The organism is Rhabdochromatium marinum, from assembly GCF_016583795.1.
GTDB classification, from domain to species: domain Bacteria; phylum Pseudomonadota; class Gammaproteobacteria; order Chromatiales; family Chromatiaceae; genus Rhabdochromatium; species Rhabdochromatium marinum.
The window spans coordinates 1-15,863 of the sequence record NZ_NRRS01000001.1 but is presented as its reverse complement, the minus strand read 5'-3'; the positions used below and the strand labels follow the sequence as shown (position 1 = coordinate 15,863).

Annotated in this window: 14 protein-coding genes; 3 read left to right on the top strand and 11 right to left on the bottom strand. The window is 59.2% G+C overall.

Features of this window, described 5'->3' with window-relative positions; translation table 11 throughout:
* Nucleotides 1-18 precede the first annotated feature (18 nt).
* Nucleotides 19-1,173 (top strand): ATP-binding response regulator, encoded by a 1,155-nt coding sequence (locus CKO36_RS00065; protein WP_200278918.1) that lies wholly within the window; start codon nt 19-21, stop codon nt 1,171-1,173.
* Nucleotides 1,174-1,209: 36 nt separating this feature from the next.
* Here the strand turns inward: CKO36_RS00065 and rimK are convergent, their stop codons facing one another.
* From rimK to murJ, 6 genes are all read right to left on the bottom strand, one after another.
* Complete coding sequence (rimK, locus tag CKO36_RS00060) at nt 1,210-2,115, bottom strand: 30S ribosomal protein S6--L-glutamate ligase (RefSeq protein ID WP_200278916.1); 906 nt, start codon at nt 2,113-2,115, stop codon at nt 1,210-1,212.
* 75 nt (nt 2,116-2,190) lie between these two features.
* A complete protein-coding gene (lspA, locus tag CKO36_RS00055) occupies nt 2,191-2,694 on the bottom strand; it encodes a signal peptidase II (RefSeq protein WP_200278914.1) in 504 nt (167 codons plus the stop codon).
* Nucleotides 2,694-5,489, bottom strand: a complete 2,796-nt coding sequence (gene ileS, locus CKO36_RS00050; RefSeq protein ID WP_242469290.1) for an isoleucine--tRNA ligase — start codon at nt 5,487-5,489, stop codon at nt 2,694-2,696. Before ileS ends, lspA begins: the two co-directional genes overlap by 1 nt.
* 73 nt (nt 5,490-5,562) lie before the next feature.
* Nucleotides 5,563-6,498, bottom strand: a complete 936-nt coding sequence (gene ribF, locus CKO36_RS00045) for a bifunctional riboflavin kinase/FAD synthetase (protein ID WP_200278910.1) — start codon at nt 6,496-6,498, stop codon at nt 5,563-5,565.
* 6 nt (nt 6,499-6,504) lie between these two features.
* Nucleotides 6,505-7,692 carry an SUMF1/EgtB/PvdO family nonheme iron enzyme gene (locus tag CKO36_RS00040; protein ID WP_200278908.1) on the bottom strand — a complete coding sequence of 396 codons (1,188 nt, stop codon included), beginning with the start codon at nt 7,690-7,692 and terminating at the stop codon, nt 6,505-6,507.
* Nucleotides 7,693-7,876: 184 nt separating this feature from the next.
* Nucleotides 7,877-9,466, bottom strand: coding sequence for a murein biosynthesis integral membrane protein MurJ (gene murJ, locus CKO36_RS00035; RefSeq protein ID WP_200278906.1), 1,590 nt, complete (start codon nt 9,464-9,466; stop codon nt 7,877-7,879).
* A 90-nt stretch (nt 9,467-9,556) separates the two neighbouring features.
* On the opposite strand from murJ, the gene rpsT reads away from it, so the two are divergent.
* Nucleotides 9,557-9,823 (top strand): 30S ribosomal protein S20, encoded by a 267-nt coding sequence (rpsT, locus tag CKO36_RS00030; protein WP_200278904.1) that lies wholly within the window; start codon nt 9,557-9,559, stop codon nt 9,821-9,823.
* Nucleotides 9,824-9,971: 148 nt separating this feature from the next.
* Here the strand turns inward: rpsT and CKO36_RS00025 are convergent, their stop codons facing one another.
* From CKO36_RS00025 to CKO36_RS00015, 3 genes are all read right to left on the bottom strand, one after another.
* Entirely contained in the window at nt 9,972-11,663 is a 1,692-nt protein-coding gene (locus CKO36_RS00025) for a SulP family inorganic anion transporter (protein WP_200278902.1), read from the bottom strand.
* 129 nt (nt 11,664-11,792) lie between these two features.
* Nucleotides 11,793-12,776, bottom strand: a complete 984-nt coding sequence (locus CKO36_RS00020; protein WP_200278900.1) for an aldolase catalytic domain-containing protein — start codon at nt 12,774-12,776, stop codon at nt 11,793-11,795.
* A 230-nt stretch (nt 12,777-13,006) separates the two neighbouring features.
* Nucleotides 13,007-13,996 (bottom strand): tyrosine-type recombinase/integrase, encoded by a 990-nt coding sequence (locus tag CKO36_RS00015; RefSeq protein ID WP_200278898.1) that lies wholly within the window; start codon nt 13,994-13,996, stop codon nt 13,007-13,009.
* 154 nt (nt 13,997-14,150) lie between these two features.
* Between CKO36_RS00015 and CKO36_RS00010 the strand changes: the two genes are divergently transcribed.
* On the top strand, nt 14,151-14,900 hold the full coding sequence (locus tag CKO36_RS00010; RefSeq protein ID WP_200278896.1) for a DUF4145 domain-containing protein: 750 nt from the start codon (nt 14,151-14,153) through the stop codon (nt 14,898-14,900).
* Nucleotides 14,901-15,276: 376 nt separating this feature from the next.
* Here the strand turns inward: CKO36_RS00010 and CKO36_RS00005 are convergent, their stop codons facing one another.
* Together CKO36_RS00005 and CKO36_RS19370 are read right to left on the bottom strand one after the other, a co-directional pair.
* Nucleotides 15,277-15,687 carry a transposase gene (locus CKO36_RS00005; RefSeq protein WP_200279175.1) on the bottom strand — a complete coding sequence of 137 codons (411 nt, stop codon included), beginning with the start codon at nt 15,685-15,687 and terminating at the stop codon, nt 15,277-15,279.
* On the bottom strand, nt 15,674-15,863 hold a 190-nt coding region (locus tag CKO36_RS19370), incomplete at its 5' end, for a DUF6399 domain-containing protein (protein ID WP_242469280.1). The genes CKO36_RS19370 and CKO36_RS00005, both read right to left, overlap by 14 nt.

Genomic DNA, 15,863 nt, shown 5'->3' with positions numbered 1-15,863 from the left:
CATCAGGGCGCCGATTCGTTGCGCACCCGCGCTGAGCAACTCGCGCGCCTGAGCGTGCAACAGACGCTGACCGAGCAGCGGGCACGCCTGCGCATTAGCCGGCAGCTGCATGATCACTTGCAGCAGGACATGGTGGCGGTCAAGTTCCAACTGGAGACACTCACCGAGCTCGAAGGTCTGGCGCGGGAGACAGTGGCGCGCGCCAGGAGCCTGATCGATCAGGCGATCACTACCGGTCGTACACTCACCGCCGAGCTGACGCCGCCGCTGCTGCATCAGGGGCGCTTTGGTGCAGCCTTGGCCTGGTTAGTGCAGTCCATACAGTCGCGCGAGGACGTGACGATTGATTTGCAGCTTGAGCAGGAGCTGCGCTTCGCGTGCGAGAACACCCGAATCCTGCTGTTTGAGTCGGTCCGGGAGCTGTTAGTGAATGTGGTTAAGCACGCATCGGCGCAGCGGGTGACTCTGACCTTGGGGATTGAACACCACGCCCAGGGGGCTCAGGTCGTGCTGCGGCTCACCGACGATGGCTGTGGATTCGGTCCTCTTGATACTGAAGCGGGTCTGGGCCTGCTGGCGATTTGCGAGCGCCTCAGTTGGCTCGGTGGCACTCTGATCATGGCCAGTGGCACTGGCCGCCGAGGCACTTGCATCGCGTTACGGGTGCCCTTGGCTGAGGGCGATGATACGTCCAGTCCGTTTCCGGTTGCGACTCCAGGTGCCAGTCTCAGCCCAAGCCCAAATGCAGCCTCAGCGGTGGCGCATGGCATGCCTGGACAACGCCCGGCTTTCGCTGCCGCTTCATCCAAGCGGCGCATTCTACTCGCGGATGCTCATGTCCTGATGCGCCAGGCGCTGGCAACCCTGCTCAACGATGAGCCCGACCTGCAAGTCATTGGGGAAGCTGGGGATGGATTTGAAGTTATTGAACTGGTGCAGCGCGTACAACCCGATGTGGTGGTCATGGATTACAGCCTGCCCGATCTCGATGGCCCCACCGCCACGCGCATGATTCGCGCCCGCTGGAGCCAGGTTCGGGTCATTGGGCTGTTGGATCATCCCCAGCCGCCCTGGATTGACGACATGCTGGAGGCTGGTGCCGAGGCGGCGATTAGCACCTTCGAGGTCAGCGAAGTGTTGCTTGATCAGTTGCGTGAGCTTGCACCTGGCTGAGCACCCCTCCGGGGTCGGCTGACGTTCGCTTTGGATTCAGCCCTTGCCGCGGGTGCGCGTTGTGCCAGCCAGGGCATCCTTGACCAGAAAATCAATAATCATACCGGCGATGTCCTTGTTAGTTGCCGCCTCAATGCCTTCCAGGCCGGGAGATGAGTTAACCTCCATCACCAGCGGGCCATGGTTGGAGCGCAAAATATCCACACCGGCCACGTTCAACCCGATGATGCGTGCGGCGCGCACGGCAGTGGAGCGTTCCTCGGGGGTGATGCGAATCAAATTGGCGCTGCCACCGCGATGCAGGTTGGAGCGAAATTCGCCCTCCTTGGCCTGACGCTTCATGGCGGCGACTACCTTGTCGCCGATGACGAAGCAGCGAATATCGGTGCCGCGTGATTCTTTAATGTATTCCTGTACCAGAATATTGACCCGCAGCCCCATGAAGGCCTCGATTACACTCTCGGCGGCCTGCTGAGTTTCGGCCAGCACCACGCCGATGCCCTGGGTGCCTTCCAGCAGTTTGATGACCAGGGGGGCGCCACCAACCATTTTGATCAAATCCTGCACATCATCCGGGGCATGCGCGAAGCCGGTCACCGGCAGGCCAATGCCCTTGCGCGACAGCAGCTGCAGGGAACGCAGCTTATCGCGTGCGCGGGTGATGGCGACGGATTCATTGAGCGGATAGACGTTCATCATCTCGAACTGGCGCAGCACGGCGGTGCCGTAGAAGGTAACCGAGGCACCAATGCGGGGGATCACGGCATCGAAGCCGGATAGAGATTCGCCCTTGTAGTGGATGGAAGGTGCGTGCGAGGTGATATTCATATAACAGCGCAATACATCGATCACCCGTGCTTCGTGGCCGCGAGTGCGCGCAGCCTCAAGGATGCGGCGGGTGGAGTAGAGGTTGGCATTGCGGGACAGGATGGCTATTTTCATGGCAAGCACTCGGTGGTTGATCGGGAGTGGGCTGTGATCGGCCTGGGTCGGGCAGGTGCGTTAAGACATCCGGTGTCAGGCGGCGTGGCGCCCAGCCCTGAGTGTTTCAATCAGCAGTAGTGCAACGCCCAGGGTAATGGCGCTGTCGGCGATGTTGAAGGCGGGCCAATGCCACTGACCATAGTAGACATCAATAAAATCGACCACCCGCCCGGTACTGAGTCGGTCAATCAGATTGCCGATGGCTCCGCCGATTAACAACGCCAAGCCAGCCGCCGTGAAGTGCTCGCCTGACTCAAGACGCAGCAACCACAGGCTCAGCACCAGGGTGACCAGGATCGCGAAGCTGGCGAACAGCCAGCGCTGCCAGCCGCCGGCGTCAGCGAGCAGGCTGAAGGCAGCGCCCTCGTTGTGCATCAGGGTGAGGTTCAGCAGCGGCAGGAGTGCCACTGGTTCATGCAGAGGCAGATTCTGCCCGGCGAACCACTTGCTGAGCTGATCGAGCAGAATCACCAGGGCCGACAGCCACAACCAGGCGGCATGCGGGGGCAGGCGTTTGAACATGGAGCCGAAGCGCATCAGGCGAAGTGCCGGGTCTCGCCGGCTCCGGACAGATTCTCAACGCAGCGCCCGCACAGCTGTGGATGCTCGGCATGCTGGCCGACATCGGGGCGATGATGCCAGCAACGCACGCATTTGGGATCCGTACTCGGCTGCACCAGCAGTCGCAGGCCGTCCATGGGCGCGTGGCTGTCCTCCGGGGCCTCGGTCAGCGGCAATGCGCGGGCCTCCGAGGTAATGAACAAAAAGCGCAGCTCAGCGCCCAAGCGGCTCAGAATCTCCAGCAGCTCGGGTTCGCAATACAGCTCGACCTGGGCATCCAGCGCGGCGCCGATCTGCCCCTGGTTGCGCGCGGCCTCCAGCGCCTTGCCGACCGCTGCGCGGCACTCAAGCAGCCGATTCCAGGCCGCCGCATCCAATGGATCACTGGCATCGAGCGCAAAGAGCCCTTCGTACCAATGCGCGGTGAACAGACTCGCCTCGTGCTGGCCTGGCAGATGCTGCCAGATCTCATCGGCGGTGAAGCTGAGAATGGGCGCCAGCCAGCGGCTCATGGCTTCGATGATGTGATACATGGCGCTCTGGCAGGAGCGTCGCGCCAAGCTGTCCGCCGGGGTGGTGTACTGGCGGTCCTTGATGACATCCAGATAAAAGCTGCCCATGTCCACCACACAGAAGTTATGGATGCGGTGGTAGATCAGGTGGAACTGATAGTCCTGATAAGCGGCGACAATGTCGTGCTGCAAGTCCAGTGCACGTGACACCGCCCAGCGGTCGAGCGCGATCATCCGCTCAGGCGCCACCAGATCAGTGGCTGGGTCGAAGCCGTTGAGATTGGCCAGCAGAAAGCGCGCGGTGTTGCGGATGCGCCGATAGGCATCGGCGGTGCGCTTGAGGATTTCATCCGAGACGCTTATTTCGCCGCGATAGTCAGTGGCCGCCACCCACAGGCGAATGATGTCGGCGCCCAGGGTCTTGACCACCTGCTGCGGGCTGACCACATTGCCGAGCGACTTCGACATCTTGCGCCCCTGCTGATCGACCGTAAAGCCGTGCGTCAGCACTGTCTTATAAGGCGCACGACCGTTCATAGCGATAGAGGTCAGCAGCGAGGACTGAAACCAGCCGCGATGCTGGTCGGAGCCTTCCAGATAGAGATCGGCCGGGGCGCTCAAGTCCGCGCGGGGTTCGAGCACGCAGGCATGGGTAACGCCGGAGTCGAACCAGACATCCAGGGTGTCGGTGACCTTGACATAGTCTGCCGCCTCTTCAGCGGGCAGTAGGTCGGCCGGTTGTAGCTCAAACCAGGCATTGATACCGCTCTGTTCAATGCGCGCGGCGACCGTCTCGATCAATGCCTGAGTGCGCGGATGCAGGGCATTGGTCTCCTTGTGAACGAGCAGCGTAATCGGCACACCCCAGGTGCGCTGACGCGAGATGCACCAGTCCGGTCGGTTGGCGACCATGCCGGCAATGCGCGACTGGCCCCAGTCCGGCAGCCAGTTAACCGCGTCGATAGCCTGGAGCGCTGCTGTGCGCAGCTCGTGCTGCTCCATACCGATGAACCATTGCGGCGTGGCGCGAAAGATCACCGGCGTCTTATGCCGCCAGCAATGCGGATAGCTGTGACTGAAACGCGCCGCGCGCATCAGAGCGCCCCGCGCCTTGAGGATTTCGACCACTTGCGCATTGGCGTCGAAGACATTTTCGCCGGCCAGCAATGGCGTGCCGGGAATGAAGCGACCATCGCCGCCAACCGGATTATCCACGCGCAATTTGTAGCGATTGCCGACCAGATAGTCCTCCAGGCCATGCCCGGGTGCGGTGTGCACAGCACCGGTGCCGGCATCAAGGGTCACATGCTCACCAAGGATAATGGGCACTTCGCGTTCATAGAAAGGATGCGCGAGCTTGAGTCCCTCGAAGGCGTCGCCGCGCGCATAGGCGATGACGCGATAATGCGGGATATCCCAGCGATCCATGGTGTCCTTGATCAGCCCATCGGCGATCAGCAGTCGCTCATGCCCACCAGGGGTGCCGCCAGGGCCATCCTCGACCTGCACCAGCGCATACTCGAGTTCCGGGTTCAGCGCCACGGCCTGATTGGCTGGTAGTGTCCAGGGGGTGGTGGTCCAGATTACCACCGACATCGGCCCCTCGCCATGTCCGCCCGGCACCGAGTGGCAGCGCGCGAACAGGGCGTCTTCTTCCTGCACCCGAAAGCGCACGTCGATGGCGATAGATTCCTTCTCGGCGTATTCCACCTCAGCCTCAGCCAAAGCCGAGCCGCAATCAATGCACCAATGCACCGGCTTGGCGCCCTTGTGCAGATGGCCGGCGTCGATGATGCGCCCGAGCGCGCGCACGATGTTGGCCTCGAAGGCATAGTCCATGGTGCGATAAGGATGTGCCCAGTCACCGAGCACGCCCAGGCGCTTGAAGTCTTCGCGTTGGCCCTCGACCTGTTTGGTGGCATAGTCCCGACAGGCATCACGAAACTGCGCGGCACTGATGCGCTGACCTGGCTTGCCCTTTTTCTTCTCGACCTGTAACTCAATCGGCAGGCCATGGCAGTCCCAGCCTGGCACATAGGGCGCATCAAAACCATCCAGGGTGCGCGACTTGACGATGATGTCCTTGAGGATTTTGTTCACCGCATGGCCGATATGGATGGTACCGTTGGCATAGGGTGGGCCATCGTGCAGAATGAAAGGCGTGGCTCCGGCGCGTGCGGCACGGATCTGTCCATAGAGATCAGTCTGCTCCCAGCGTTTGAGTATCTCCGGCTCGCGCTGGGCCAGGTTGGCCTTCATGGGAAAGCCGGTGCTGGGAAGATTCAGGGTTTTTTTATAGTCGGTATCAGACTGAGTCACTGGGTCGCTATCCTTAAGAGTGAAGAGGCTCAAACACCGCTCGGGCCGCCACGCTGTCGCGGCTGATTTGTTCGCACAGTGCGGCGAGCGAGGGAAACTTTTGTTCATCGCGCAACCGGGCGCAAAATTCCACCCGGATGTGTGCGCCATAGATGTCCTGATCGAAATCGAACAGATGCACTTCCAGGCGGCTGTCAAGGCCATCCACCGTCGGGCGGTTGCCGACGTTGGCGACGCCTGTTAGCGGCTGCGGCGTTAAACCGTGCACCAGTACGGCATAGACACCGCTAATAGGTGTGGCATGGCGGTGCAGGCGCAGATTCGCAGTCGGGAAGCCGAGCGTGCGGCCACGCTGATCTCCATGCGCAACCCGGCCGTGCAGGCAATAGGGGCGCCCAAGCAGCTGTCGCGCCTGGTCCAGATCACCGGCGGCCAGGGCCGCGCGCACCCGGGTGCTGCTGATGCGCTCATTGTCAGTGCGCACGGTTGCCAGACTGTCAACGTCAAAGGCGAAGCGCGCGCCAAGTTGGCGCAGTTGCTCGAAGTCGCCGGCACGCTGGCGGCCAAAACGAAAATCATCGCCCACCAGCAGATAGCGCACCTCCAGTCCCTCGACCAGTAGGCGAGTGACGAAGGCCTCGGGGTCAAGCGCGGCGAGCGCCTGATCGAAGCGCAGCACCAGCAGCTGTTCAATGCCATCTTCGGCCATGATCCGTGCCTTCTCGCGCAGCCGCGTCAGTCGCGCCGGCGCCTGCCGGGGGGAAAAAAACTCCAGCGGCTGCGGCTCAAAGGTAATCACAGTGGCCGGCAGCCGATGTCGGCGCCCCTGTTCGATCAGATGCCGGAAGACCGCGCGATGCCCCGCATGCACGCCGTCAAAATTGCCAATGGTCGCGACACAGCCGCGGTCGCCGGCACGCAAGTTGTGAAGACCGCGGATCAGGCGCATGGAGAATTAGTCGTGGGCAAGTCGCAAGCCGATGCTGGGTGACTGAGTGGCCGGTGTCAGGCCGAGTCGCGCGGTCGAGCTGCTCGCGGCTGCTTCCTGATCCCAGGAGCCGCCGCGCACCACCCGATAGCCCTGACTCACCGACAGGCCGCATTCCACCGCTGCATCCAGGTAACCGGCCTGGAAGTTCGAACAGGTCCACTCCACCACATTTCCGCTCATGTCGTAAAGCCCCAGGCCATTCGGCGCCTTGCGTCCGACCTCGTGCGGATAGCCGCCAGCATTGACCGCATACCAAGCCAGGGCGTCGATATCCTCGCCGCCGCAGTAGGTCTGAGCAAGTCCGCCGCTGCGGCAGGCGTATTCCCACTCGGCCTCGGTCGGCAGTCGGTAAGCGCGGTGGGTGACTTGGTTGAGTCGTTCAACAAAGTCCTGGGCTTCGTGCCAAGTGACATTCTCAACTGGGCAGTCGTCGCAGGCGTAGAACCAACGTGCCGGATCTTCACCCATGATGGCTTCCCAAAGTGCCTGGGTGACTTCATAGCGACCCATTTGAAAATCATCAACACAGACCCAGGGCGTGCCATTGCCCTGGTAGCCCAGATCGAAGCAGCCCCCGGTGACCGGCGCCATGGGGACGGGGTCGATGTAGGGATTCGGGACATAGGCGTACCAAGCGATCCCTGTCACGGTATTCGCCAGAGAACGTGCCAGCACATCGCGCAATTCAGGGCTGTCGAGTGTATAGATGCGCTCGTTCCGGAGGCCCAGGTTTACCAGATAGATTGGCACTGTATCGGCGCGCGGGTAATCATAGGCATACCAGGCAATGCCATCGTAGATCCAGCCGCGCCCATTGGCGATGAGGCGATTTTTCTGGTTTTCGCTAATCGTGAATAAATACTCTGTTGGGTTCTCGCTATAGAAGCGATAGACTGGCTTGGCATCGGTATCCGGCGGCACCGAATAAGCCGCCCAAACTGCGCCCTGGTAGTTCCAGCTATCGCGATAAAACTCAAAGACCTGGTTTCTTTCCTCCGGGCTGATGGTATAGAAATTCCCCTTTGTGTTGTCACTGCGAAACCAGAAGACATTGTTCAGTCCGTCGGCTGCCAGCGCAGGACCGACTACCAGCATCAGCAGTGGAATCAAAAGTGAGAAACGGAAACGGTGTATTGGCTGATGCGACAACATGGCAGTGGTTCCTAACTGGTTGCTGGAAGGTGGTTTTCGCATGATGATGGACAATGGATATCAAGGTTGCTGAAATGGCAATACCATAAAATCCAAGTGCTTCAATACTATTGTTGAAGCTTAGTCGGGGTCGTGGGCAAAGGCAAGGCAGGTCTGCCTCCGGCTGACTGATCAGGGGGCCGGGTTAGGGGAATAACTGCCTCAGGCGCCCGCCGAGTGTCAGAAAAAAGGCACCGTAGCTCAGGGCTCCAGTGAGAATGAGCGTGCTGAGCAGGGCGATTTGTGCGGCGAATGCGCGATTCTCAGCATCAGGCGCAATGGCCCCCGAGGCTGAGAGTGGCTCAAAGAAGGGATGCGCGCCCAGCCAGCCGAGCACAGCGCCCATCATTAGGGTGCTGAGCAGCACGCGCGCCAGCAGTGCAGGCCAGCCGGGTTTGAGCTGGTGGGCACCAGGCGCAGGTCGCAGAGCGCGCAGCAGCAGAATGGCCCCGCCGCTGGCGGCGAGTGAGGTGGCCAGTGCCAGACCGGCTTGGCCGAGTGGTCCCATCAGCAGTAGGCCCAGCAGCAGATTGAGTGCGATGGTGAGCAAACCAATGCGCAGCGGTGTGCGCCGGTCGGCGCGGCTGAAAAAGCTGGGTACGATGATCTTGAACGCCAGAAACCCCGGCAGGCCCAGTGCATACGCCATCAGGGCACTGCGCGCGGCGCGCACATCGGCTGCATTAAACTGATCCGAGTAAAACAGCGTGGTGATGACCGGCTCGGCCAGCACCAGCAGCCCGGCCGCCGCCGGCAGACCCAGCACCAGTACCCAGCGCAACGCCCAGTCAAGCGTGGTGGTGAAATCCTGCGTGTCTCCGCAACGATGGGTGCGCGACAGGCGCGGCAGAATGGCGGTGCCCAGTGCGGCACCCAGAATGCCGAGCGGAAAATCCATCAGGCGCTCGGCATAGTAGAGCCAGGAAATGCTGCCGGTGATCAGCAGAGAGGCCAGCAGGGTATCCAGTAGCAGATTGATCTGAGTCACCGACATGCCAATCAGGGTCGGACCCAGGGCGCGCAGAAACCCCTGCCAGGCCGGATGCTGCCAGTTGACACGCGGGATGACCAGCAACTGCATGCGCGCTAGCGCCATCAGCTGCAACGCCAGCTGCGCGATACCACCGAGCAGAACCCCCCAGGCGAGCGCAAAAATGGGCTGTTCGAGGTGCGGCGCAAGCAGCAGCATGCAGCCAATCAGGGATAGATTGAGCAGCGCTGGGGTGATGGCGGGGATGGCAAAGTGCTCGAAGGTATTGAGCACGGCTCCAGCCAGGGCTGTGAGTCCGACAAACCACAGGTAGGGCAGCGTCAGGCGCACCAGCGCGATGCTGAGTTGTTGTTGTGACGCATCGGCGCTGAAACCTGGCGCCAGCAGTAGCACCAGCACGGGAGCGGCAACCAGACCCAGGGCGCTGAGCAGCAACAACAGGGCGCTCAGTGAGCCGGCAAAGTCTCCGATCAGGGCGCGGGTGCGCGCCTGGTGTGGATCCTCGTGGCTGACATGCGTCAGTATCGGCACCAGGGTGGCGGCAAAGGCGCCCTCGGCAAAGAGTCGCCGCATCAGATTGGGGATCCGGAAGGCGACGAAAAAGGCATCGGTGGCCTGAGTGGCGCCAAAGATGCGCGCGATCAATAAATCACGCGCAAAGCCCAGCAGGCGCGACACCAGGGTGGCGCCGCCAATCCGGGCTACTGGCTTGGCAAGAGAGGCGGATGGTTCGGGCTGAGGCATCGGCAGTATTTGACAGAAAAACCTCTTTAGCTTAGCATTGCTAGGCTAACCTGATTGCAAAACCTAGCAACCATCGCAGAGAGGACTCCTTTGGCTAATTCCGCTCAAGCCCGCAAACGCGCCCGTCAGGCCGAGACGCATCGCCAGCGCAATGCCGCGCAGCGCAGCCAGTTTCGCACCGCATTAAAAAAGGTTCTGAAAGCCATCGGAGCTGGCGACAAGGACGCGGCCACCGCTGCCTATCAATCCGCTGTGCCCGTGATTGATCGCGCGGCCAACAAGGGGCTGATTCACGGCAACAAGGCCGCCCGGCACAAAAGCCGGCTTAATGCCCGTTTGCGCGCCATGACCGCTTAAAGACAGCGAGCACTTCCCGAGTCAGACCCCAAGTCGGAACGCTGATCGGGAGGTTAAAAAAAGCCGATGCGAGCCATTGTTCGCATCGGCTTTTTTGTGCCCATATAGCTTTGATTGGATACCTGCGAGCGGATATCTGTGATCGCTCTCAGGTGGTGGTGTTGGCCTCCGGAGCGCGCTGCCCGGCGCGGTCAGCAATCGCAGTCTTGAGTGCATCGGAACGTGCGGCGATCCAGTTCTGCTCCGGCACCAATTTCAGCAGGCCCAGATTCTCAAACCGCTTGCGCGTGGCGGGCTGAACACCGGCAAAATACACCCGGCAGCCATGTGCGGCGGCATCACTCACTGTGGCTTCAATGGCTAGTGAGCTGGTCACGCCGATGTGTGGCACATCGGTCAGATCCAAAATCAGGCTGCGCGCATTGGCGAGCTCGGTTTGCTGGCGAGTGATGGCCTTGGCGGCACCAAAGATCAGTGGACCGCTTAGGCACAACAACGCGATGCCATTGTCCGGATCGCCGATGATCTTTTTCTCTTCCGCCGTCGCCTTGGGGCAATCCATTTCAGCCGCATTGGCCCCACCGCCAAACAGTCGCACGCCTTCGGATTGCAAATCCGCCAGGCGGCGAATGGTGAGGATATTGGCAACGAAGAGTCCGATGCCAACAGCGGTGATCAGATCCACAAAGACGGTCAGGGCGATGACGCCATACATAATCAGAGCCCCGCGCAGTGACACTTGATGTGCGCGGCGCAGAAAGCCCCAATCGACGATATCCAGACCCACCTTGATGGCGATGCCAGCCAGCACGGCCAGCGGAATGATTGACACCAGACCGCTGGCCCAGAGCACCACGACTGCCAGAATGACTGCCCGGGTCAGTCCGGACAGGGCGGAGTGCGCACCGGTCTGGATGTTGACTACGGTTCCCATGGTCGCACCCGCGCCGGGCAGGCCGCCAAACAGTCCTGAGGCCAGATTGCCCAGGCCCTGGCCGATGAGTTCTTTGTCCGAGTCATGCTGGGTGCGGGTCAGACTGTCAGCGATCACCGAGGTCAGCAGGGCGTCGATGGAGCCGAGCATCGCCAGTACCAGCGCATCGACGAAGATGTGCTGCCATAGCTCGGGGGTCAGGGTTGGCAGATGCAGTGATGGCAGACCGGCGGGAATGGCGCCGATTTCCCGGTAATCGCCGGTGCCGATCAGAAAGACCGCCACCAGAGTGCCAACCACCAGGGCGAGTAACTGCGGCGGCAGCAGGCGGCGCCAGCGCTTGGGCATCAGCAGCAAAATGGCCAGGGCAACGCCGCCGAGCAGCACTTCATCGGGCTTAAAGGTGGCGGCCAGTTCGGGCAGAGCTTGCAGAGAGCTGAGCACTCCGCCGCTCGGTGTTGCATGACCCAGCAGCACCGGCAGTTGCAGGATAATCAGAATAAAGCCGATGCCCGACATGAAGCCCGAGATGACCGTATAGGGCATCATGGTGACATAGCGCCCGAGCTTGAGCAGTCCGAACAGAATTTGAAACAGGCCGGCCAGCATGACAGTGGTAAAGGCCAACGCCAGGCCGCCGTCCGGGTTGGCGGCCAGAGTGCTGGTGATGACAGCCGTCATGACCACCGTCATGGGGCCGGTCGGTTCCGAGATCAGCGTTGGAGTACCGCCGAACAGGGCGGCAAAGAGGCCAACCAGCACGGCCCCGTAAAGGCCGGCCTCGGCGCCTGCGCCGGAGGCGACGCCAAAGGCGAGCGCCATCGGCAGCGCGACCACGGCGGCGGTGACGCCGCCGAACAGATCGCCGCGCACATGATTGAAGTGAATGCTGTTGAACACGCGCATCACGAAGTCCTCATCCCAGAGCCATGGCTGAGTTTATGATGTTGGTAGGCATCATTGCAGTATTGCGAAACTGACGCTTGACCCGCAATTCAGTTCTACCAATGACCCCGATCAGCAATCGCTGATGGATCAGATATCGGCCACCACCTTGTCATAAAACGCCAGGAAATCATCCGCGCTGGGGCCGGCACGCCACTCAATGGCTGAGCGCGGATGCTGGTTGAGCTGCCCGGTAATGTTGTACGGCAGCAGCGGCCCCCACTCGATGGTCTCGCGCAGTGGGATAATCTGATGCTGGATCACCTCAATGATCGGGCGCACATTGAACTTCGGGTTGCGCAAAAAGCCCAGCAATAACTCAGTATGGCAATTGCCAGCACCACGCCCCATGCCGAAAATGGTGGCATCAACGCGATTGCAGCCGAGAATGATCGCCTCAATGGTGTTGGCGAAGGCCAGTTGCAGGTTATTGTGGGCGTGAATCCCGATCTCCTTGTGGCTGTCAGCCATGGCCGCTGCGTATTTGTGATACAGCCGATCGATCTGCTCGCGATACAGATAGCCAAAGCTGTCAACAATCACCATGGTCGAGGCCGGGGTGGGGGCAATGGCTTCGAGCACGGTATCGATTTCCGACTCAGTGATATTCGACACCGCCATCAGGTTGGCGGTGGTCTCATAGCCGAGTTCATGCGCGTGGGCGATCATCTCGGTGGCTTCCGAGACCTGATGGGCATAAAAGGCGATGCGAATCACATCCAGCACGCTGTCCTGGGCGGGCAGCAGCTCGGTTTTCCAGTCGCTCTTGCCGGCATCGGCCATGGCGGCGAGCTTCATGCCAGTGGTCGCGCTGTCATGGTCGCCCACCACGCGGCGCATGTCTTCCTCGTCGCAATGGCGCCAGGCACCAAACTGCGCCTTGGGGAAGATCTTTTTGGAATTCTTGTAGCCGATTTCCATGTAGTCCACGCCAGCGGCGAGACAGGCTTGATAAACGGCGGTGACAAATTGATCACTGAACTGGTGCGCGTTGATCAGGCCCCCATCGCGCACAGTACAGTCGAGCACTTTAAGCTCTGGGCGATAGGTGATCCAGGGCGCTTTATCGGACATCAGAGGTTCTCCAAGAGGCAAAATCGGGCAGGCTAAGGATAAGCGCGCTAGTCTAGCTCAGATGGCCGCTGCAAGGGTGGAGCAGGTAATGGGCTGCGAGCGAGCTTGCCGACGCTTGCCCGGCAGCCAAGTCCTCTCGGTGGACGCACGCCACCTGCTCGAACTGCAGCTCAATCTCCGTGCGCAGCACCCGTGGCAACGGCACCGTGCGATCCTTTTTTCCTTTGCCGTCATGAAACGGTCAGCACCATCATGTCCATATTAACGTCCTGCACACGCAGCTTCAGGCACTCGAACAGACGCAACCCACACCCGTAGAGCAACTTCGCTACCAGATCATAGGGATAGCCCAAGGCACCGATAAGCCGGTCCACTTCCTGCCGCGACAACACCACCGGGATGTACGGCTTGCGCTTGGCCCGAACCACGCCCTCGACCTGGCCGAAATCCTTCCCCAAGACATGGCGGAACAGGAACAACAGCGCATTGAACGCCTGGTTCTGGCTCGATGGCGAGACCTGCTTCTCCACGGCAAGGAAGGTCAGGAATGCCTTGACGTCTTCTGTCGACAGAGTATCCGGCGCGCGGTTCTGGACGTACGCATGCAGCTTCCGCGTCCAAGCTCGGTAAGACTTCAGGGTCTTCGCAGAGTAGTGCCTGACCTTGATCGCCTCTTCCAGGCCGTTGTACACGTTCGGCCAATTCAATATGGCAGCCCCCGATGGGCGTTCTCCGCGCTTCGGGCTCGTCGGCGGCGGCGCATCCTGATCCGCAACCTGTCGCCGCAGGCTTGCTTGGCCGGCGGCTGATGGCACGCTTGGCGCAATCGAGGGCGCTGCCGCACGCGCCTGAGCGCTACTCCGAACGCCAGAATTCGGGCCTGGGCCGACCGGCGCAGGACCGGAGCCATTGACGAACCCGCTGGGAACCGGTGTCGCGACTGCGGGGTCGCGTGCCGCACCCTCCTCGCGCAACGACCAGAACAGGGCGACCGCTTCGCCGGCCTGCCGCCTCATCCATGGCGCCTGCCCTTTACACTTCAGCTTCTCCTCAAACGCGTCGAGACTGACGGCATTCGCCGGATCCTTGCCGTACTTGTGGCAAAAATCCAAGTAGAACCGGAGCCACCGCCGGAAATGTGGCTGGTGGTGCTGATCGACGCCCGCCGCCGACAGGGCAGCGTCGAAACGACTTGCGATGTGGGGGGGCGTTTGAAGCATTGTCCTGGCGTAATGCGGGATAACATGCAAATCTGCAGGATATACCGCAGCAGGACTCCTTTCAAGCCCGGTTTGTCAACCCGTATATCCCGTGGTAAGTTATCCGGAAACCACACAATTACTGGTTAGCTCAACATCAAACGAGGCATATAGATTGAAAAGAGATCGTTATACAGGCCCTTTTAGCAGAACTTCTTTGCCCGCGTGGCGGTGTCCAAGCTGCATCGAAGGGTCGCTAAAGCTTGTTCCGAAATCGCTTCTTATAAAAGAAACAGTACGTTCGTTGTCGTATCACGGGCATGAAGATTGGGAGCCGGATTGGACAGAAGAGAACTATTCGGCACTTTTTCAGTGTATTCACTGTGGAGAGCACGTTTTCTCTGTGGGAAAAACAGAAGTAGTGGAAGTTTATGATGATGAATACGGTTGGTGCTTAGAGAGTGCATTACAACCAACCTACTTCCAGCCTGCTATCCAGATCATACCAATCGCGGACGAGTGTCCTGATGACGTCAAAGTAGAATTGAAATCAGCAAGTTCATTGTTTTGGACGGATTTATCAGCTAGCGCAAACCGAATTAGGACCGCATTGGAGTTAATTCTAACTCACAAAAAAGTCAAAAAAACTCAAATAACCACGTCTGGGAAGCGAAAGGCTCTTTCTCTTCACCGGAGAATCGAGTTGTTCAAAGCCAAAGATGCTCAATTGGCAGAAACTATGCTAGCTGTTAAATGGCTCGGTAACGCAGGGAGTCACACGTCCTCCCTCAACGCACACAATGTTCTAGATGCCTTTGAGCTACTTGATCACGTAATTGAGAATATGTTTGTGGAAAAGCTAAAAAAGATCAGAAAATTGACAAAGGGGATCAACAAGAAGAAGGGTCCAGTGCCATCAAAGTAAGCTAACAAAGTGCTGCTAGGGACAAGCCTACGCTACGCTTAGGCTTGCCCAAGAGCACGGCGTTAAGCATCACGAAGCATCAAGGGAAATTATGAAATTCACCACGCCAGAATTTAAACTTGAGGCATTTTACTGCCCTTTATGTGGAACTTATGCACACATGCAGTGGGATGAGCTGTATTCACGAGAACGCAGTAGCTTTTTTTATGAATCGTTCTGTTCATGCTGCAAAGAACCAAGTTTGTGGCGCGTCACTGAGTACGCCGTAGGTCAATTTGGGAGGCATGATTCAAGGGCTGAACTAATTTACCCAGACCATGGATTAGCATCTTTGCCTGAAGATGATATAGCCACTAAATATGATATCCAGACATTATTATTCAGCAGCATATTGCGTCTCAGGTAGGTGAAAAAACGATATTATCCGATTTGCATTAGCCTTCAGATTTTCTAGAGCAGCATGTAAACGCTCTTTCAAATTACTTTTATTTTTGATTGACTTTCGGCCAAGCTGTTTGTCTTTAATCTCTTCCCAAACATGCTCATCTGGGTTTAATTCTGGGCTGTAAGCAGGCAGATAAAAGAGTCGAATTTGCTCACGATGATGCCAAACGAAGATTCGAACTTTTCTTGATAGATGAAATGACGCTCTATCAACAATCAAGAAAATGGGTCGATCATGCTGCTCAATAATCTGATCAAGGAAGCCGATAAACTCATCTGAATTAATTCTGTCTTCAGTGAGGCCTTGATCATGCCTTGGTCCATTGTTGCTAAGCCGCCACAGGCATCAGGTAGGGGCGCTTTGCCGGTCGAGGTCGTCGTCGAGCCGGCCAAGCCGGCCAAGGCATGCGTTCAAGCACTTGCTCAAACAAAGGCGGATGAGGTTGTCCAAAGAAGCGTTCCGCCGGGGTGGAGCCATCAGATTGGTCGGTGGCGAAATTATGCAGCGCCGTGAGCACC